The 13,931-nt window shown below is 69.3% G+C and carries 10 protein-coding genes and 1 pseudogene; 5 read left to right on the forward strand and 6 right to left on the reverse strand.

Features of this window, described 5'->3' with window-relative positions:
• Positions 1-5 precede the first annotated feature (5 nt).
• The 3 genes from A4U64_RS24000 to A4U64_RS24010 are packed head-to-tail and all read right to left on the reverse strand — an operon-like array spanning position 6 to position 4,112.
• A complete protein-coding gene (locus A4U64_RS24000; RefSeq protein ID WP_084648692.1) occupies positions 6-1,115 on the reverse strand; it encodes a CapA family protein in 1,110 nt (369 codons plus the stop codon).
• A gap of 54 nt (positions 1,116-1,169) precedes the next feature.
• Positions 1,170-2,501: a diguanylate cyclase domain-containing protein gene (locus tag A4U64_RS24005; RefSeq protein WP_065923233.1), complete on the reverse strand. Its 1,332-nt coding sequence runs from the start codon at positions 2,499-2,501 to the stop codon at positions 1,170-1,172.
• Positions 2,502-2,558: 57 nt separating this feature from the next.
• Positions 2,559-4,112, reverse strand: a complete 1,554-nt coding sequence (locus A4U64_RS24010; RefSeq protein WP_029546915.1) for a succinic semialdehyde dehydrogenase — start codon at positions 4,110-4,112, stop codon at positions 2,559-2,561.
• A gap of 112 nt (positions 4,113-4,224) precedes the next feature.
• On the opposite strand from A4U64_RS24010, the gene A4U64_RS24015 reads away from it, so the two are divergent.
• On the forward strand, positions 4,225-5,709 hold the full coding sequence (locus A4U64_RS24015) for an adenylate/guanylate cyclase domain-containing protein (RefSeq protein ID WP_065923234.1): 1,485 nt from the start codon (positions 4,225-4,227) through the stop codon (positions 5,707-5,709).
• 157 nt (positions 5,710-5,866) lie between these two features.
• Here the strand turns inward: A4U64_RS24015 and A4U64_RS24020 are convergent.
• Positions 5,867-6,090 (reverse strand): annotated as a pseudogene (locus tag A4U64_RS24020) (type II toxin-antitoxin system Phd/YefM family antitoxin).
• On the opposite strand from A4U64_RS24020, the gene A4U64_RS29270 reads away from it, so the two are divergent.
• The 3 genes from A4U64_RS29270 to A4U64_RS24030 are packed head-to-tail and all read left to right on the forward strand — an operon-like array spanning position 6,085 to position 8,453.
• Positions 6,085-6,516, forward strand: coding sequence for a transposase (locus A4U64_RS29270; RefSeq protein WP_210432793.1), 432 nt, complete (start codon positions 6,085-6,087; stop codon positions 6,514-6,516). The pseudogene A4U64_RS24020 and the gene A4U64_RS29270 sit on opposite strands and share 6 nt — an antisense overlap.
• On the forward strand, positions 6,491-7,012 hold the full coding sequence (locus A4U64_RS24025; protein ID WP_029546913.1) for a hypothetical protein: 522 nt from the start codon (positions 6,491-6,493) through the stop codon (positions 7,010-7,012). The genes A4U64_RS29270 and A4U64_RS24025 overlap by 26 nt, the downstream gene beginning before the upstream one ends.
• Positions 7,013-7,067: 55 nt before the next feature.
• Positions 7,068-8,453: an Hsp70 family protein gene (locus A4U64_RS24030; RefSeq protein ID WP_029546912.1), complete on the forward strand. Its 1,386-nt coding sequence runs from the start codon at positions 7,068-7,070 to the stop codon at positions 8,451-8,453.
• A gap of 486 nt (positions 8,454-8,939) precedes the next feature.
• Here A4U64_RS24030 and A4U64_RS28940 read toward each other — a convergent pair whose 3' ends face one another.
• The gene (locus A4U64_RS28940) at positions 8,940-9,101 is read right to left on the reverse strand and encodes a hypothetical protein (protein WP_230304382.1); all 162 of its coding nucleotides are present in this window, start codon (positions 9,099-9,101) and stop codon (positions 8,940-8,942) included.
• Between the two features lie 693 nt (positions 9,102-9,794).
• Here A4U64_RS28940 and A4U64_RS24040 point away from each other — a divergent pair.
• Complete coding sequence (locus A4U64_RS24040; protein ID WP_065923235.1) at positions 9,795-11,270, forward strand: glyceraldehyde-3-phosphate dehydrogenase; 1,476 nt, start codon at positions 9,795-9,797, stop codon at positions 11,268-11,270.
• Between the two features lie 1,132 nt (positions 11,271-12,402).
• Here A4U64_RS24040 and A4U64_RS24045 read toward each other — a convergent pair.
• A complete protein-coding gene (locus A4U64_RS24045; RefSeq protein WP_065923236.1) occupies positions 12,403-13,815 on the reverse strand; it encodes an SLC13 family permease in 1,413 nt (470 codons plus the stop codon).
• Positions 13,816-13,931: the final 116 nt, after the last annotated feature.

Genomic DNA, 13,931 nt, shown 5'->3' on the forward strand with positions numbered 1-13,931 from the left:
CCGGCTCACCGCTCGAGCCGGATCCACGGGCCGCCGTCCCCCGCGGCCCGCAACCGAGTGCCGAAGATCGCCGACGACTCCTCGAGCGCCGCGCGCAGCCAGCGCTCCTGCGACTGCGTGACGTGTTCGAGCCGCATCCGCCGCGCCCGCACCGGCATCATCCGCAACTCCCGCAGCTCCCGCGAGTCCGCGTCGAACGAGACGACATACAGCAGGCGCAACTCGTCGCGGAAGCGCTCGTAGCCGCCGATGCCCTCGTAGTCGTTGATCAGGTCGCCGCACCCGTACAGCACCGGCTTGCCGCGGTAGACCTCCAGCGGCCGCGGGTGATGGGACGAATGCCCGTGCACCACATCGACGCCGCCGTTGATCAGACGGTGCGCGAACCGCACGTGCTCGTCCGGCACCGCGTAGCCCCAGTTGGATCCCCAGTGCACCGACACCACCACCACATCGCCGGCCGCGCGGTCGGCGTCGATCCGGGCGAGCAGCCCGTCGGCTCCCGCCTCCGACACCTCCGGCAACAGCGCCACCCCGGGCCGCGTCGCCGTCGCGGCCCACCACGGGGCGATCCCGCTCGACACCGCACCGACCGACCACACCCGCACCCGGCCCGCCCCGACCGGGACCGTCGCCGGCCGCCACGCCAGCCGATCGTCGCCGCCCGCGCCGGCGAGCCGCAGTCCCGCCGCCGTGAGGACCTCGACGGTCTCGCGCAGACCACGGACGCCGAAGTCGAGCACGTGATTGTTGGCCAGGGTGCACACGTCGACCCGTGCGACGGTGACCACCTCGACGTTCGCCGGATTCATCCGGTAGTGGATGCCCTTCTCCGGCGCGTAGTCCCGCGACGTGGTCACGGACGTCTCGAGGTTGACGATCCGAACGTCCGGGGCGCACTCGTCGAGCACGGACAGCGCGATACCCCACGGCCAGTCGTATCCCGCGGGCCGCGGAATCGCGCCGCTGCGGGTCTCGGCGAGTTCGACGTAGTCCCGGGCGTCCTTCACGTAGGACTCCCGCAGCGTGGGACCTCCGGGGTGCAGGAGGATCTGGTCCACACCCCGGCCGGTCATCACGTCTCCGGCGAGGAAGAGCGTCACCGTGCCCGGCACACCTGCGACAGTAACCCCCGGCACCCGGATCCGTCGCGCGTCCACGGGCACAGGTCAGCCCGACGCGTAGCTCGGCTGCTCGGTGACGTCGCCGAGCACGACCAGCGTCGCGAGGGTGTTCTCCCACCGGATCCGGACGGCGCCGACCGTCGCCTGCACGACGGTCCCGTCCGGGCGGCCGAACTCGCACAGTTGCCCGGTCCGGTCGTGCAGCGAGCGGACGGTGACGGAACCGTCGGGCCACGTGCCGCCGGTGAAGATCTCGTGCAGCGCCCGGTTCTCCACGTCCTGGGCGTCGACGCCGAGCAGCGCCGCAAAGGTGGGATTGGCGTAGGCGATGGCGCCGCCGTCGCGCACGGCGATGATGGGGACGGGCAGCAGATCGAGGACGGCGGGCAGGGGCAGCGGCGCCAACCGATCCGGCAGGTGCGCCCAGGTCGCGGCCTTGGCCCGATACAGATCCATGTCGGCGTCGTGGTAGAGGTCCATGGGGTCGCTGACGACGCCCGCCGCGACCCCGAAGCTGACCGGCACGGGATTCGCGCGGACCATGTCCTCGAGCACCGCGCGCCCCTCCTCTTCGTCCGTGTCCGGGAGCACGACGAGGAATTCGTCGCCGCCGAGACGCGCCAGGATCCCGCCGCGCGGCACCTGCTGCGCCCACGCCCCGGCGGCGTCGCGGAGCAGTGCGTCACCCGCGGGATGCCCGTGCTCGTCGTTGAACGCCTTGAATCCGTCGACGTCGAGCAGGCCCAGGCAGACCCGGGTGCCGCGGTCGCGCGGCCGCGAGCGCAGTTCGAGGTCGAGACCCGCGCGGTTGCGCAGGCCGGTGAGCGGATCGCGGGTCGCCGCGTTCACCAGCAGCCGTCCCACGGCCCCGAAGATCGCCCCGGACCCGAGCAGGGCGGCGGCGACGATCACGTAACCGACCCACAGCAGGCGCGTCGGGGCGACGGCCGCGGCGCCGAGGGTCGCCGCGGTGAGCGCCCCGATCCACAGGACGGCCTGCCGCGGTGGCCAGAACGCCGAGAGATACATCGACAGGAACATCGATCCCATGACGCTGATGAGGATGCGGGAGGGATCGACGTGGAACGCGATCACCGCGGGCATCGCGACGACCGCGCACGCGGTGGCGGCGACGATGGGGGTGCGTCCCGGACGCCGTGGCGCCCACCGCAGGATCCCCAGCCCGGCGATGCCCAGCGCCAGCGCCGAGGCCATGCCGGCGAAGCTACCGGATCGGGCGATGGCCGGATCGAGCAGGGCTGCAACGATTCCTACCGCGACGAGCCCGGTGCTGACTGCCAGGTACCACACGAGCAGACGGCGCCGCTGGACCCGGAGGTTCTCCGTCGCACCGTGCAGCACCTGGCGATCGCCCACAGCCGGATTATCGCGTTCGTCGCACCGCGTGTTTCCGGCTCTGCGAAATGCCGGCCGTCACCGGCCCGGCAGCCACTGCATCGCCTTGACGAAGGGCGGCATCACCTTCGACCACAGCTTCGGCGGAACCCCACGGGGCCCACCGAGATTCATCACCCGGGTCGTCGCGATCGTCTGCGGCTCGGTGTACTTGATCAGGCCCTCGGCGCCGTGCCGGCGGCCCATACCCGAGATGCCCATGCCGCCCATCGGCGCGTCGGTGCTGCCCCACGCCGGCGCGTAGCCCTCGTCGACGTTGACGGTGCCCGCCCGCACCCGCGCCGCGATGGCCTCGCCCTGCGCCTTGGTGCCCGCCCACACGCTGGCATTGAGCCCGTACTCGGTGTCGTTGGCGCGACGGATCGCCTCCTCGACGTTGTCCACCGGGTACACCGACACGAGCGGACCGAACGTCTCCTCCCGGTAGCACTCGGCGTCCTCGGGGACGTCGGTGAGCACCGTCGGCTCGTAGAACAGGGGGCCGAGATCGGGCCGGGCCCGGCCGCCGGCAACGACGGTGGCGCCCTTGGCGACGGCGTCGTCGACGTGCCCGGAGACGGCCTTGACCTGGGTCTCGTTGACCATGCTGCCCATTTCGACGCCGTACTCGTAACCCGGCCCGAGGGTCATGTTCCGCACCCGCTCGCCGAGCATGCGGAGGAACTCGGGGGCGACGGACTTCTCCACGTAGATCCGTTCGATGGAGATGCACAGCTGCCCGGAGTTGGAGAAGCACGCCCGCACGGCCGCGTCGGTGACCTCACGCAGGTTCGCGCCGGCGGTGACGATCATCGGGTTCTTGCCGCCGAGTTCGGCGGAGAAGCCGATGAGGCGGCGGCCCGCCTGCTCGGCGAGGAGGCTGCCGGTCTGCGAGGAGCCGGTGAACATGAGGTAGTCGGCGTTCTCGACGAGGGCGGTGCCCACGACGGAGCCGGGCCCGGGCACCACGGCGAACAGGTCGCGCGGCAGGCCGGCCCGATAGAGCAGTTCGACGACGGCCAGCGCGCAGTAGGGGGTCTGGCTGTCGGGCTTGAGGACGACGGCGTTACCGGCGAGCAGGGCGGCGATCGCGTCGGAGACGGCGAGGGTCATCGGGTAGTTCCACGGTGCGATGACCCCGACGACGCCCTTCGGGTGGTAGCGCACGGTGGTCTTCGTCAGGCCGGGAAGCATGCCCGTGGCGCGGCGGGGACGCAGCAGCCGGGGCGCGGTGCGCGCGTAGTAGCGCGCGGTGAGGGCGATGTCGAGGACCTCCTCCTGCGCCGACGCGCGGGCCTTGCCGGTCTCGGCCTGGGCCATGTCCATCAGTTCTTCGCGGTGGGCCAGCACCAGGTCGTGGTAGCGGTGGAAGATCTCGGCGCGTTGCTCGACGGAGCGGCGTGCCCAGTCGACCTGCGCGACGCGGGCCCGCTCGAGGGCGGCCCTGGCGTCGTCGGCGGTGCCGATGGGAACCGTCGCGAGTTCACGACCGGTGAAAGCCTCCACGACCGAGCGGGTGGGACGGCTCGCTGCGTCCGGGATGGCGATGAGCTCGGCCAACCGTGCGAAGGTGGCGGCGCTGGGAGCAGGCATGTCATACCCCTACTGGTGAGTAGTTCTTGCAGTTACACCAACCTACCGCGCAGCGTGGTGCTTGTCACAGAGCGGGCTGTTCGCCGCCCGGCAGCCCCGCTAGCCTGAGGAGATGGACCCACCGGTCACCCGGTATCTTCCGCGCGACGGCCACGGCCTCGCGTACCAGGTGGTGGGTGAAGGCCCGGTGGACGTCGTGTGGTTCCTCGAGATCCAGACCCACCTGGACCTGATGTGGACCGACCCCCACCTGCACTACCTGATCGAACGCAACGGCACCTTCGGCCGCTCGGTGTACTTCCAGCGCCGCGGGATCGGGCTGTCCGATCCGCTGGACCGGGTGCCCAGCCTCGAGGAGCAGGCCGACGACGTGCTGGCCGTGATGGACGAGGTGGGGATGCGCCGGGCCACCCTCGTCGGCGTCGCCAGCACCTGTGGACCGCAGTGCCTCGTCGCCGCCCGCGCCCCGGACCGCGTCGCCGGCCTGGTCCTCGTCCAGCCGTTTGCCGAGCGTCTCCTCGGCGGCGACGGTGAGCCGCACGGATGGACGCCGGTGCGGCGGGCGGAGTTCGTCGACAACTGGCGGACCGTGGGCCGGGAGTGGGGTTCCGGGGCCTCGGTCCGGATGTGGGAGCACCACGCCGACAACCCCTACAACCGGCGGCTGATGGCGATGCTCGAACGCTGCTCCGCGACACCGACCACGACGCAGGCGCACCTCGAGTGGATCTTCCGGCTCGACTACTCCAGCGTCCTGCCGTCGATCCAGTGCCCGGCCCGGGTGCTGCTCCCGGCCGCCAGCCCCGTGCCCCGCGCCGCCGCCGAGTTCGTCGCGCGGCAGATCCCCCGCGGTTCGTTCCACCTGTTGCCGAACGCCCTGCCCGGCGCCTCGCTCGGGGAGGCGTGGCGGCCGATCCTCGACCACGTCGAGGAACTCGCCACCGGGATGCAGCATCCCGTCGACGCCGACCGCAGCCTCGCGTCGCTGCTGTTCACCGACATTGTCGGCTCGACGAAACTGCTCGCCCGTATCGGCGACGGCGCCTACCGCGACCTGCGCGCCGCCCACGAACGACGGGTCCGGGCCGAGGTGGAGCAGGCCGGCGGCCGGCTCGTGAAGGTCACGGGGGACGGGACGTTGAGCCTCTTCGACGGCCCGGCCGCGGCCGTGCGCTGTGCCGCGCGGATCCGCGACGACGCCCGCGGCCTCGGCATCGAGATCCGGGCCGGCATCCACACCGGCACCGTCGAGCACGCCGGACCCGAGCTGACCGGATTGTCCGTGCACATCGGGGCGCGCATCGGCGCGACCGCCGGTCCCGGCGAGATCCTGGTCTCCCGCACCGCCCGCGACCTCGGCACCGGCTCGGGCCTGAGGTTCGCCGACCGGGGCCGGCACCGGCTCGCCGGGGTGCCCGGCCGATGGCAGCTGTACGCGCTCACCGACGCGATCACGGACCCGCCCCCGATCGCGCACCGGTCCCTCGACCTGTCCGTGCTCGACCGGGCCGTGCTCCGCACCGCCCGGCGCGCACCGCAGGTGCTGCGGGCGGTCGCGGCTCTCGCCCACGCCCGGCAGCACCGGCAGGCGCGGTGAGCGTGGACCGGAAGACCACGATCACCCGTGCGTGACCCTCGTGTGAATCAGCAGGCGAGGTCTCGGTGGCGGGCTCGGCCTGCCAGGCTTCGGTTGTGATGAGGCCGGAACCGGGACGGCGCTACCGATCCGGTTCCCCAAGATCCGGCCCTGCGAGTCAGCACTGAGCAGGATCGCCGTCGGCGGCCGCGAGCGACTCGGCGGTGCCGGGCGAGACAGCCAGTAGATCGTTTCCTGCAGTGATTCCAGATCGTCGACCGACATCAGGACCGCGGCCGGTTTGCCGTGCCGGGTGATCGTGATGATGTCGTGCGTGGCTTCGTCGCTGTCGACCAGCGCCGAGAGCTTGTCCTCGGCTTCGCCGAGCGGCACCTCGTGCACGAATATTGCCCTCATGCGCACCCGGTAGCAGGATGTCGGCGACACCGCGCCCCGCCGCCGCCCAAACGGCTGGTCCCCGAACGCCGAACCGTACGGAGCCGTTGTCGTGCGTTATTCAACGAAGACCATCGGTCAGTTCCGGATGGTCTCGACGACCTCGCCTCACTCGGACGCACCCTGCACCGACGCAGAGCCGACGTGCTCGCCTGCGTCGACCACCGCGCCTCGAACGGACCCACCGCGGCGATCAACGCCCGACTCGAAGCACTGCCCCGTCACGCCCTCCGATTCGGCAACCCGACCCCCACCGGATCCCGTCACTGCCGCACTGCGGCAACCTCACCCGCGCGATCGAGGCACTCCAGGACCGGAAGAGCCCGTACAGCGGCACCATGGGGCCATGGACACCGCGCCGGAACCCGCTGAACCCGACACTCGCGACTGGACCTTCGTGCTCGACGGAGGGTGCCCCGAGTGCGGGTACACGCTGCACGATCCGGCCACGACCGGTCAACGCTTGCGCGCCGGCGTGCCACGCTGGCAGGCCGTGCTGCGACGGCCGAACGTCGCCGAGCGTCCCGCTCCGAGGGTGTGGTCGACGCTCGAGTACGCCTCCCACGCGCGCGACCTCATCGCCGTCCTCGGACAACGAGTGCGGGCAATGATCACCGAGGACACCCCGACGTTCGCCGATTACGACGGCGAGGCCGAGGCGATCCGCCGGCGGTTCTGGGCGGCAGATCCCGCCGCCGTCGCCCAGCAGATCGCTTCACGCACCGACGAGACCGTCAAGATCGTCGAGGGCGTTGAGGACTGGCGGCGCGACGGCCTGCGCAGCGACGGCCGCCGGTTCACCATCGCGCAGTTGTGCCAGTATCTGCTGCACGATGTCGAGCACCATCTGCACGACGTCGCGGGCTGATCCGGCCGAGTCGGCACCTCGCACGACCCGTGACCGAACCGTTATAGTCGGCGTCATGACGTCGGTTCTCGGTGTGTCGGTCGGGGCCAGCGCTGTGCGCTTCGCGTGCCGCGACACCGAGAGCCCCCACGGTCCGCTCTTCCGGTCACGGTCGGTGACCGCGACCCTCGAACGGCCGGGAGACCCGGCCGCCGCATCCCTCGACACGGTGCTCGCCGAAACCGACGAGATCGACGAGGCCCAGGCCATCGGCGTCGCGTACCGGAACCAGGCGCAGGCCGGTGCCGTCCAGGCCGCGATGACCCGACTCGAGATCGGCCACTTCCACTTGGTCCCCGAAGTGACGGCCGCGCTCGAGAGGCTGGAGACGTCCGGGGATCTCGGCGACCACGAGACGCTCGTGTTCTACGACCTCGGCAGTTCCGGCCTCACCGTCACCGTCGTCGACCGTCCCACCGGGCTCGTGCTGAGCACCGCACGCTCGGACCGGATCAGCGGCGACCTCCTCGACCGGCTGATCTACCACCATCACCTGGAACTGCACCGCTTCACCCCGCCGGCCGACCCGGCAGCACAGCTCGCCCTCACCGCCCGGTGCCGCGACGCGAAGGAGCAGCTGTCCACCCACGGCGCGGTGTGCATGCCCGGGGAGGGCGGTCTGCTGCTGCTCTCCCAGGACAGCTTCGATTCGCTCATCGACGGCCCCGTAAAAGCCTCGGCCCACCTCACCCGGGAGGTCATCCGCCGCTCCGGCCGCACCCCCGACGCCGCGGTGCTCCTCGGCGGCGGTGCGCACATCCCGCTGGTCACCTCCGTGATGCAGTCCCGGCTCGACCTCCCGGTGATCGTGCCCGCACAACCCGAACTCGTCGCGGCCGAGGGTGCGGCGCTGCTGGCCCGCCCCGCCACCGGCGAGGCGGGCGGCACGGTGATGTCCCCGACAACGGCATCCGCGCCCCACCAGACGAGCAACACCGTCGACACCCGGCACACCGTCGAGACGACCGCACCGCCGCGGACACCTCGACGCCTCCTCCTCGCCGGCAGCGTCGTCACCGTCGTCGCGGCGATCGGCCTCGGCCTCGGCACCGACCTGCTGCAGGGTTCCGAGCGGGACGCACAGCCCACCGCCCCGCCACCGCCCACCACGACCGCGGACGTGGCCCCGCCCCCGGAAGCCGCCCCGCCGGTGGTCGACACGCAGCCGACGATCCCCGCACAGACCGAAGTGCGCACCACGAACCCGCCGCAGACACACAGTCCGACCCAGACCCCCGCCACCGCCCGGACGCAGAACAGTGCGCCGGCCGACACATCGGCTCCGCCACCCCCACCGGAACCAGCCCCCCTCATTCCCGGTCTCCCGCAGTACCAACTGCCCACACTTCCCCCACCCCCGCCGCTCCCCCTACCGGAACTGCCCCCGATACCCGGACTCTGAACCCCTCGAGCCCACACACCATCGACATGTTCTGAGGCGTGACGCTTGGTCCTTGCTCGACGGCAGGCCGGTGAGCCCCCCACCAGGTGTGGTGGATAAGCACGATTACCCACCACTCATGTTGCGGTGCAGCAGAGTTGGATGGAACGACGGGCGAGGAAGGTGCCATGGCGCCTGTGCCCGCTTGGCGTGGGAACACGGGTTCAGGACCGGGACCGTCCCAGCCGATCAATCCGGCCGGATCGGCGGCAGCGAACAGCGCCACGACGGCATCTTTGCTGGTGCCGTCCGGCGACCGACCGGCGATCGGATCGAGGTGGTGTTCGTGCCGGAGGTGCGAGACGTGGCGACCGTACGCGCCCGGTTGTGCTGGACGCGGTAGTGGTGGCGCCCACGTCATTCCGGCTCGTGCCGGAACGACGTTCCTACGCCACGGGCGAGGCCCCCGGAACCAGGGATTCCGGGAGCCTCGCCTGTGTTGCGCTGTCAGAGGCAGTCGTTGCCGGGCGCGGGCAACTCGACCCCGAAGTCGCGTCGCATGATCCCGACTCCCGTGCCGGACAGGGTGCGCAGCTTCGTCGGGTGCAAGCCGACCTCGAGTGCCTGCTCGACAAGGCCGAGCAGGCGCGTGTCGGACAGCGGATGCAACGCCGCTTCCTCACGGGCGGCGTCGAACGCGCACCCTGCGTCCGGTCCCTGGACGTCGACGTAGGCGAAGACCCGGTAACCGTCAACGCTGCCACTCGCTCCGATCCGTGCACGCTCCGAGCCACTGCGGCCATCGCCTCGGACGCGGCGGCCGGGTCTAGCACTCCACTGCCCCGCACGCGATCGACGGACAGACCGGGACGGCTACGGCCGACATGAGCCCCTGCGTCGAGCCTGAGCCCCGCTCTTCTTCGCCATGGTCGCGGAGGGCGCGCACATGCGCCTTCCCGCGTGCGCCCGCTGGAACGTGACCGAATCCGATCCACCAGGATGTGACCTGCGTCCGCACCGCAGCGAGGGGGAGTATCGGCCTCTGCTTGCTTGCTGCTGTGCGCCGCCGCCGCTCACTCACAAGAAGCCTCCTCCTGCTGCTACTGATGGATAGGACAGCAGGTTGTCCGTGGCATTCTTCGCGTGAGGCGGCAGGTCCACGCCCCCGGGACGGTTTCGGCGACCGGCTTGTCGATCCGAGGGAGCGCTTCCATATGCTTGGTGTTGCGCACGTCCTGATCGGCGTCGGTCGCGAACTGTTCCACCGATCCGGAACGCTGACCGGCGAGTGACGTGCGTCTCGTCCGGGCCGGCATCCAACCACCGGACGTGTCACACGAGCCGGAAAGGCAGAGGAGCACAGTGAGCACAGCAGAATTGGCACAGTGGAACTCCGAGGAGGCTCTTGCGGAAGCGATGATCCCGATCATCGGTGGCTTACACCGCACGCGTTCGGTGACCATTCTGCTTCACAGTCGCTCCCTGGTGAACAAGTCGGTCATCAGCATCCTGCGAACCCATCGTTTCGCCCGACAGATCAGCGGCGACGAGCTGTCCGTCGAAGAGACGTTCCCTTTCCTCGAGGCACTGACGCATCTCGACCTCCGGCCCTCCAAGATCGATCTCGGACTGCTGGTGATGAACTACCGGGCGAACGGCGACGGAGTGTCGATCCCTGAGTTCGTTGCACGCAGTCTTGCCGAACTGGCCGGTGCCGCTCCGACGTCTCCGCAGCCGCAGGATGTGATCCTGTACGGATTCGGGCGCATCGGTCGACTGGTGGCTCGACTCCTGATCGAAAAGGCCGGCTCGGGAAATGGGTTGAACTTGCGCGCCGTGGTGGTCCGAAAGGGAGGTAGTGACGACCTGACCAAGCGCGCCTCGCTGCTGCGTCGCGACTCGGTCCACGGGCAGTTCAACGGCACGATCAAGGTCGACCCAGAGAACAACACCCTGATCGCCAACGGCAACGTCATCAAGTTCATCTACAGCAACGATCCGACGAGCGTCGACTACACCGAGTACGGCATCGACAACGCCATCCTGATCGACAACACCGGGATCTGGCGCGATCGCGCCGGGCTGTCGCAGCACCTCCGCCCGGGTGTGGCCAAGGTGGTGCTCACCGCGCCCGGCAAGGGCGACGTGCCCAACATTGTGCACGGGGTCAATCACCGCGACCTCGACCCGACCGAGAACATCGTCTCGTGCGCATCGTGCACCACCAATGCCATTGTCCCGCCCCTGAAGGCCATGGACGACGAGTTCGGTGTCGCGCGAGGCCACGTCGAGACCGTGCACTCCTTCACCAATGACCAAAACCTGCTGGACAACTACCACAAAGCCGATCGGCGCGGCCGATCGGCGCCCTTCAACCTCGTGCTCACCGAAACAGGTGCCGCGTCGGCCGTGGCGAAGGCGCTTCCCGGCCTTCAGGCAAGGATCACCGGTAACTCGATCCGCGTACCCACCCCGGACGTCTCCGTCGCCATCCTTCACCTTCAGCTGGGGCGCGAGACCACCAAAGATGAAGTGCTCGAACATCTTCGTCAGGAATCGCTGACAGGCGCACTGAGTCGGAATCTCGACTACACCGCGGCAACCGACGCCGTGTCCAGCGACTTCATCGGTTCACGCGCGGCGTGCATCATTGACGCCAACGCGGCAATCGTCGACGGTGACACCGCCATTCTCTACGTCTGGTACGACAACGAGTTCGGTTACTCATGCCAGGTGGTGCGTACCGTCCAGTACCTCTCGGGCGTGGAGTACGCCGTCTACCCCGTCACGGGCAGCGCTTCCGTGGAGCCGGTCGGTTCGCCTGCCACTGCCCAGTGACATCGCACCTGCGAGGGGTCGTCTGCGGGGTGAATGCCGTGGCAGCAGCGGTATGGGACCGAATCGTGGAGAGTTCTTCTACGGCACCACGAGCGTCTACCGGGCTGAATCGGGCAGGCCCGTCCTGACGGACGAACTGTCGCCTGTCACGTACTGGCGATTCACGGTTCCGGAAGGCGAACCGCCGAAGGACTCCCACGCTACGGTCGAGCTGCGCTGCACGTGCATCCGTTCGAGGACTTCAACGGCCGAGCGGTCCGGGTGAGGGTCGCCGAAGCGATGCGGCGGCTGGATTTCCCGTTCTCGAGCTCAGCGTCGAACGGGACACCGCCCCACATGCCCGGTATGTGGCGGCGCTGCGGGAGTGGGATCAGCACCGGTCATTGGCTCTGCGGTGCGAATTCTGGCGGGACGTTCGTTTCGCATCGTCGGACGATCAGGACTGAGGGCCCTGCCTGCGACGCAGCATCGAGCCGGGGGGTAGGGGTGCCGCCGGTGAGCTCCGGTCGAACATGAGGGACAAGCACGCACAGCCGGGTTCGATCGAGGACGAACGCGGCTGTGCTGCGGGCTGAGCCGAGTACCTCGACTACAAAGCGGAACAAGCGCCTCCCGAGTGCGAAGACCCCGAGGCGGCGGTGTCGAACCGAAGGCCCGGCCCGCCTCGACGCAAAGCTGCATGCGTGGCGTGCACGCAATGCACTCATGCTTCCGCCAGCGCGTTCGATCCCTCCCGTCGGGACACCGGCACCCTCCCTGGTACAGGGATGATCCAGTTCCGTCCGTGGAAGCACCGACTGGAAGTCCGTCCGCGGAAGACGAGAAGGGCCGGTTCGTACTGTGCAGTCCCCTGCAAGGCGCAGTCCGAACCGGCCGCCCTGCAGTGTCGCACGCTCGGTCGAGAGCGGCCCGAGATCGAACATGAGAAACCCCGCCGGAGAGAGTTTGGGGGGCAACTCCGGCGGGGCCTCGTTGACCGTCACGATGCCGGTGCGACCGATGCCGACGAGAAAGACTCTCGGTGATCTCACCGACCCTCGGCGCAGCCACCTGCGGCGGGGTGAGTGGCTCCGCTGAAATTCGGAGGACCGGTGTCCGCTTCGAAGCGGACACCGGTCCTTTTGCTTGGATCTCAGAGTGATGTGGGGAGTACGACGAGAAGCCAGGCCAGGATCGGGGCGACCAGGACGATGTAGCCGGTGTACTTGAACAGCGTGCGCTGGAATTTCTCCCGGTCGGGGACCTGGGCATTGGCAAGCACCATGACCCCATTGCTCGACAGCGGACTGACATCGACGATGACAGCGGCGAAGGAGACCGCGGCGACGAATCCGACGAGGCCGAGATCGCCCATCAGCAGCAGGGGCGCGGCGAGCGGCAGGACGATGCCGAGGGTGCCGATGGACGATCCCACGGCGGAGACCGCTGCGACGGCGTAGCAGAGGACCAGGGCGGTGAGCATCGGGGAGCCCAGTGATGCCGCCGCGTCTCCGAGGAATCCGATGGTGCCGTTCTCTTTCAGCACGCTCATGTAGGTGAGCATGCCGCAGACGAGGAGCACTGCGGACCAGGTGACGTTGTTGACGGCCGGCTTGTGCTTGTTCGGCGCCAGAACGAGCAGTACGGCGGCGATGACCATAGAGCACACGCCGACGTCGATCTGGAACACGGCCGAGCCGACGAGCAGCGCGACCATGCCGAGCAGGGTCAGGACCCGCAGCGGGGTGAAGCCGGTGGATTCGATCTCGTCGAGCCGGTCGGGGGTGGGCTGCGGTGACCCGGTGGTCACGGCCATCGGGCCGGCACCGGGCCGAGCGGACACCGCGTGCTGACCGGCGGCGGCTCCCGCGGTGACGAGCTCGCCTCCACGCGGCTGCGGAGCGGGGCCGCCCGCGACAGTGGGGTGGTCGGCGCCGGTGAGGTCGTCAAGGTCGATCGTCTGATCGTCGGAGCGAAGCAGGTCGCGGCCGCGCACGAGGAACAGTGCCAGTGCGAGCAGGAAGCTAAGGCCCAGAGGGATCAGGTATAGCGCTAGTGGGTTGGAGGGCAGTCCGGCGGACTGCAGCCAGCCGTTGGTGAAGGCGCCGTAGACGGTGATCGGTGAGAAGGCTGCGCCGAGGACGCCGTGGCTGATCATCATGCCCATCAGCAGCGGGTCGATCTTGTAGCGTTTGGCGATCGGCATGGCGATCGGCGCGAGCATGCCGACCGCCAGGACGGATCCCATGGTCATCAGTCCGGCGCCGAGGAAGAACATCAGCCAGACGATGGCCCAGCGCTTGCCGCGGACGAGTTTGAGCGATCCGGCGACGATCAGGTCGACGGTGCCGTTCACCCGTGCGATCCCGAACAGCAGCGTGATGCCGACGATGATGGTGAAGATGCTTCCGGGGAAGAAGCCGAAGATGTCGTCGAGCGCTATGCCGGAGAGCCAGCCTCCGACGACGAAGGCCGCGGCGAAGGCCAGGACGCCCATGTTGATGGGTGTCATGGTGCCGATCGCGAACAGTGCTATCAACGCCGCGATCGAGATGAAGTACAGCATCGGAGGTAACCCTTTCGGTGGTGGCTCGGCTGTGCCGAGCACGCCTGCCGGTTCGAGCCGGTGGCGGCCGATCCTGGACGGGTCGCGGTTACATGGCGTGGTTGCGGCACCGTCAC

The sequence above is a fragment of the Rhodococcus sp. WB1 genome, assembly GCF_001700945.1.
Lineage (GTDB): Bacteria > Actinomycetota > Actinomycetes > Mycobacteriales > Mycobacteriaceae > Rhodococcus > Rhodococcus aetherivorans.

Coding starts and splice junctions, on each gene's coding strand:
- A4U64_RS24010 (WP_029546915.1), bottom strand. CDS start 4,112: ATGCCTGCTCCCAGCGCCGCCACCTTCGCACGGTTGGCCGAGCTCATC.
- A4U64_RS24015 (WP_065923234.1), top strand. CDS start 4,225: ATGGACCCACCGGTCACCCGGTATCTTCCGCGCGACGGCCACGGCCTC.
- A4U64_RS24025 (WP_029546913.1), top strand. CDS start 6,491: ATGGACACCGCGCCGGAACCCGCTGAACCCGACACTCGCGACTGGACC.
- A4U64_RS24030 (WP_029546912.1), top strand. CDS start 7,068: ATGACGTCGGTTCTCGGTGTGTCGGTCGGGGCCAGCGCTGTGCGCTTC.
- A4U64_RS24045 (WP_065923236.1), bottom strand. CDS start 13,815: ATGCTGTACTTCATCTCGATCGCGGCGTTGATAGCACTGTTCGCGATC.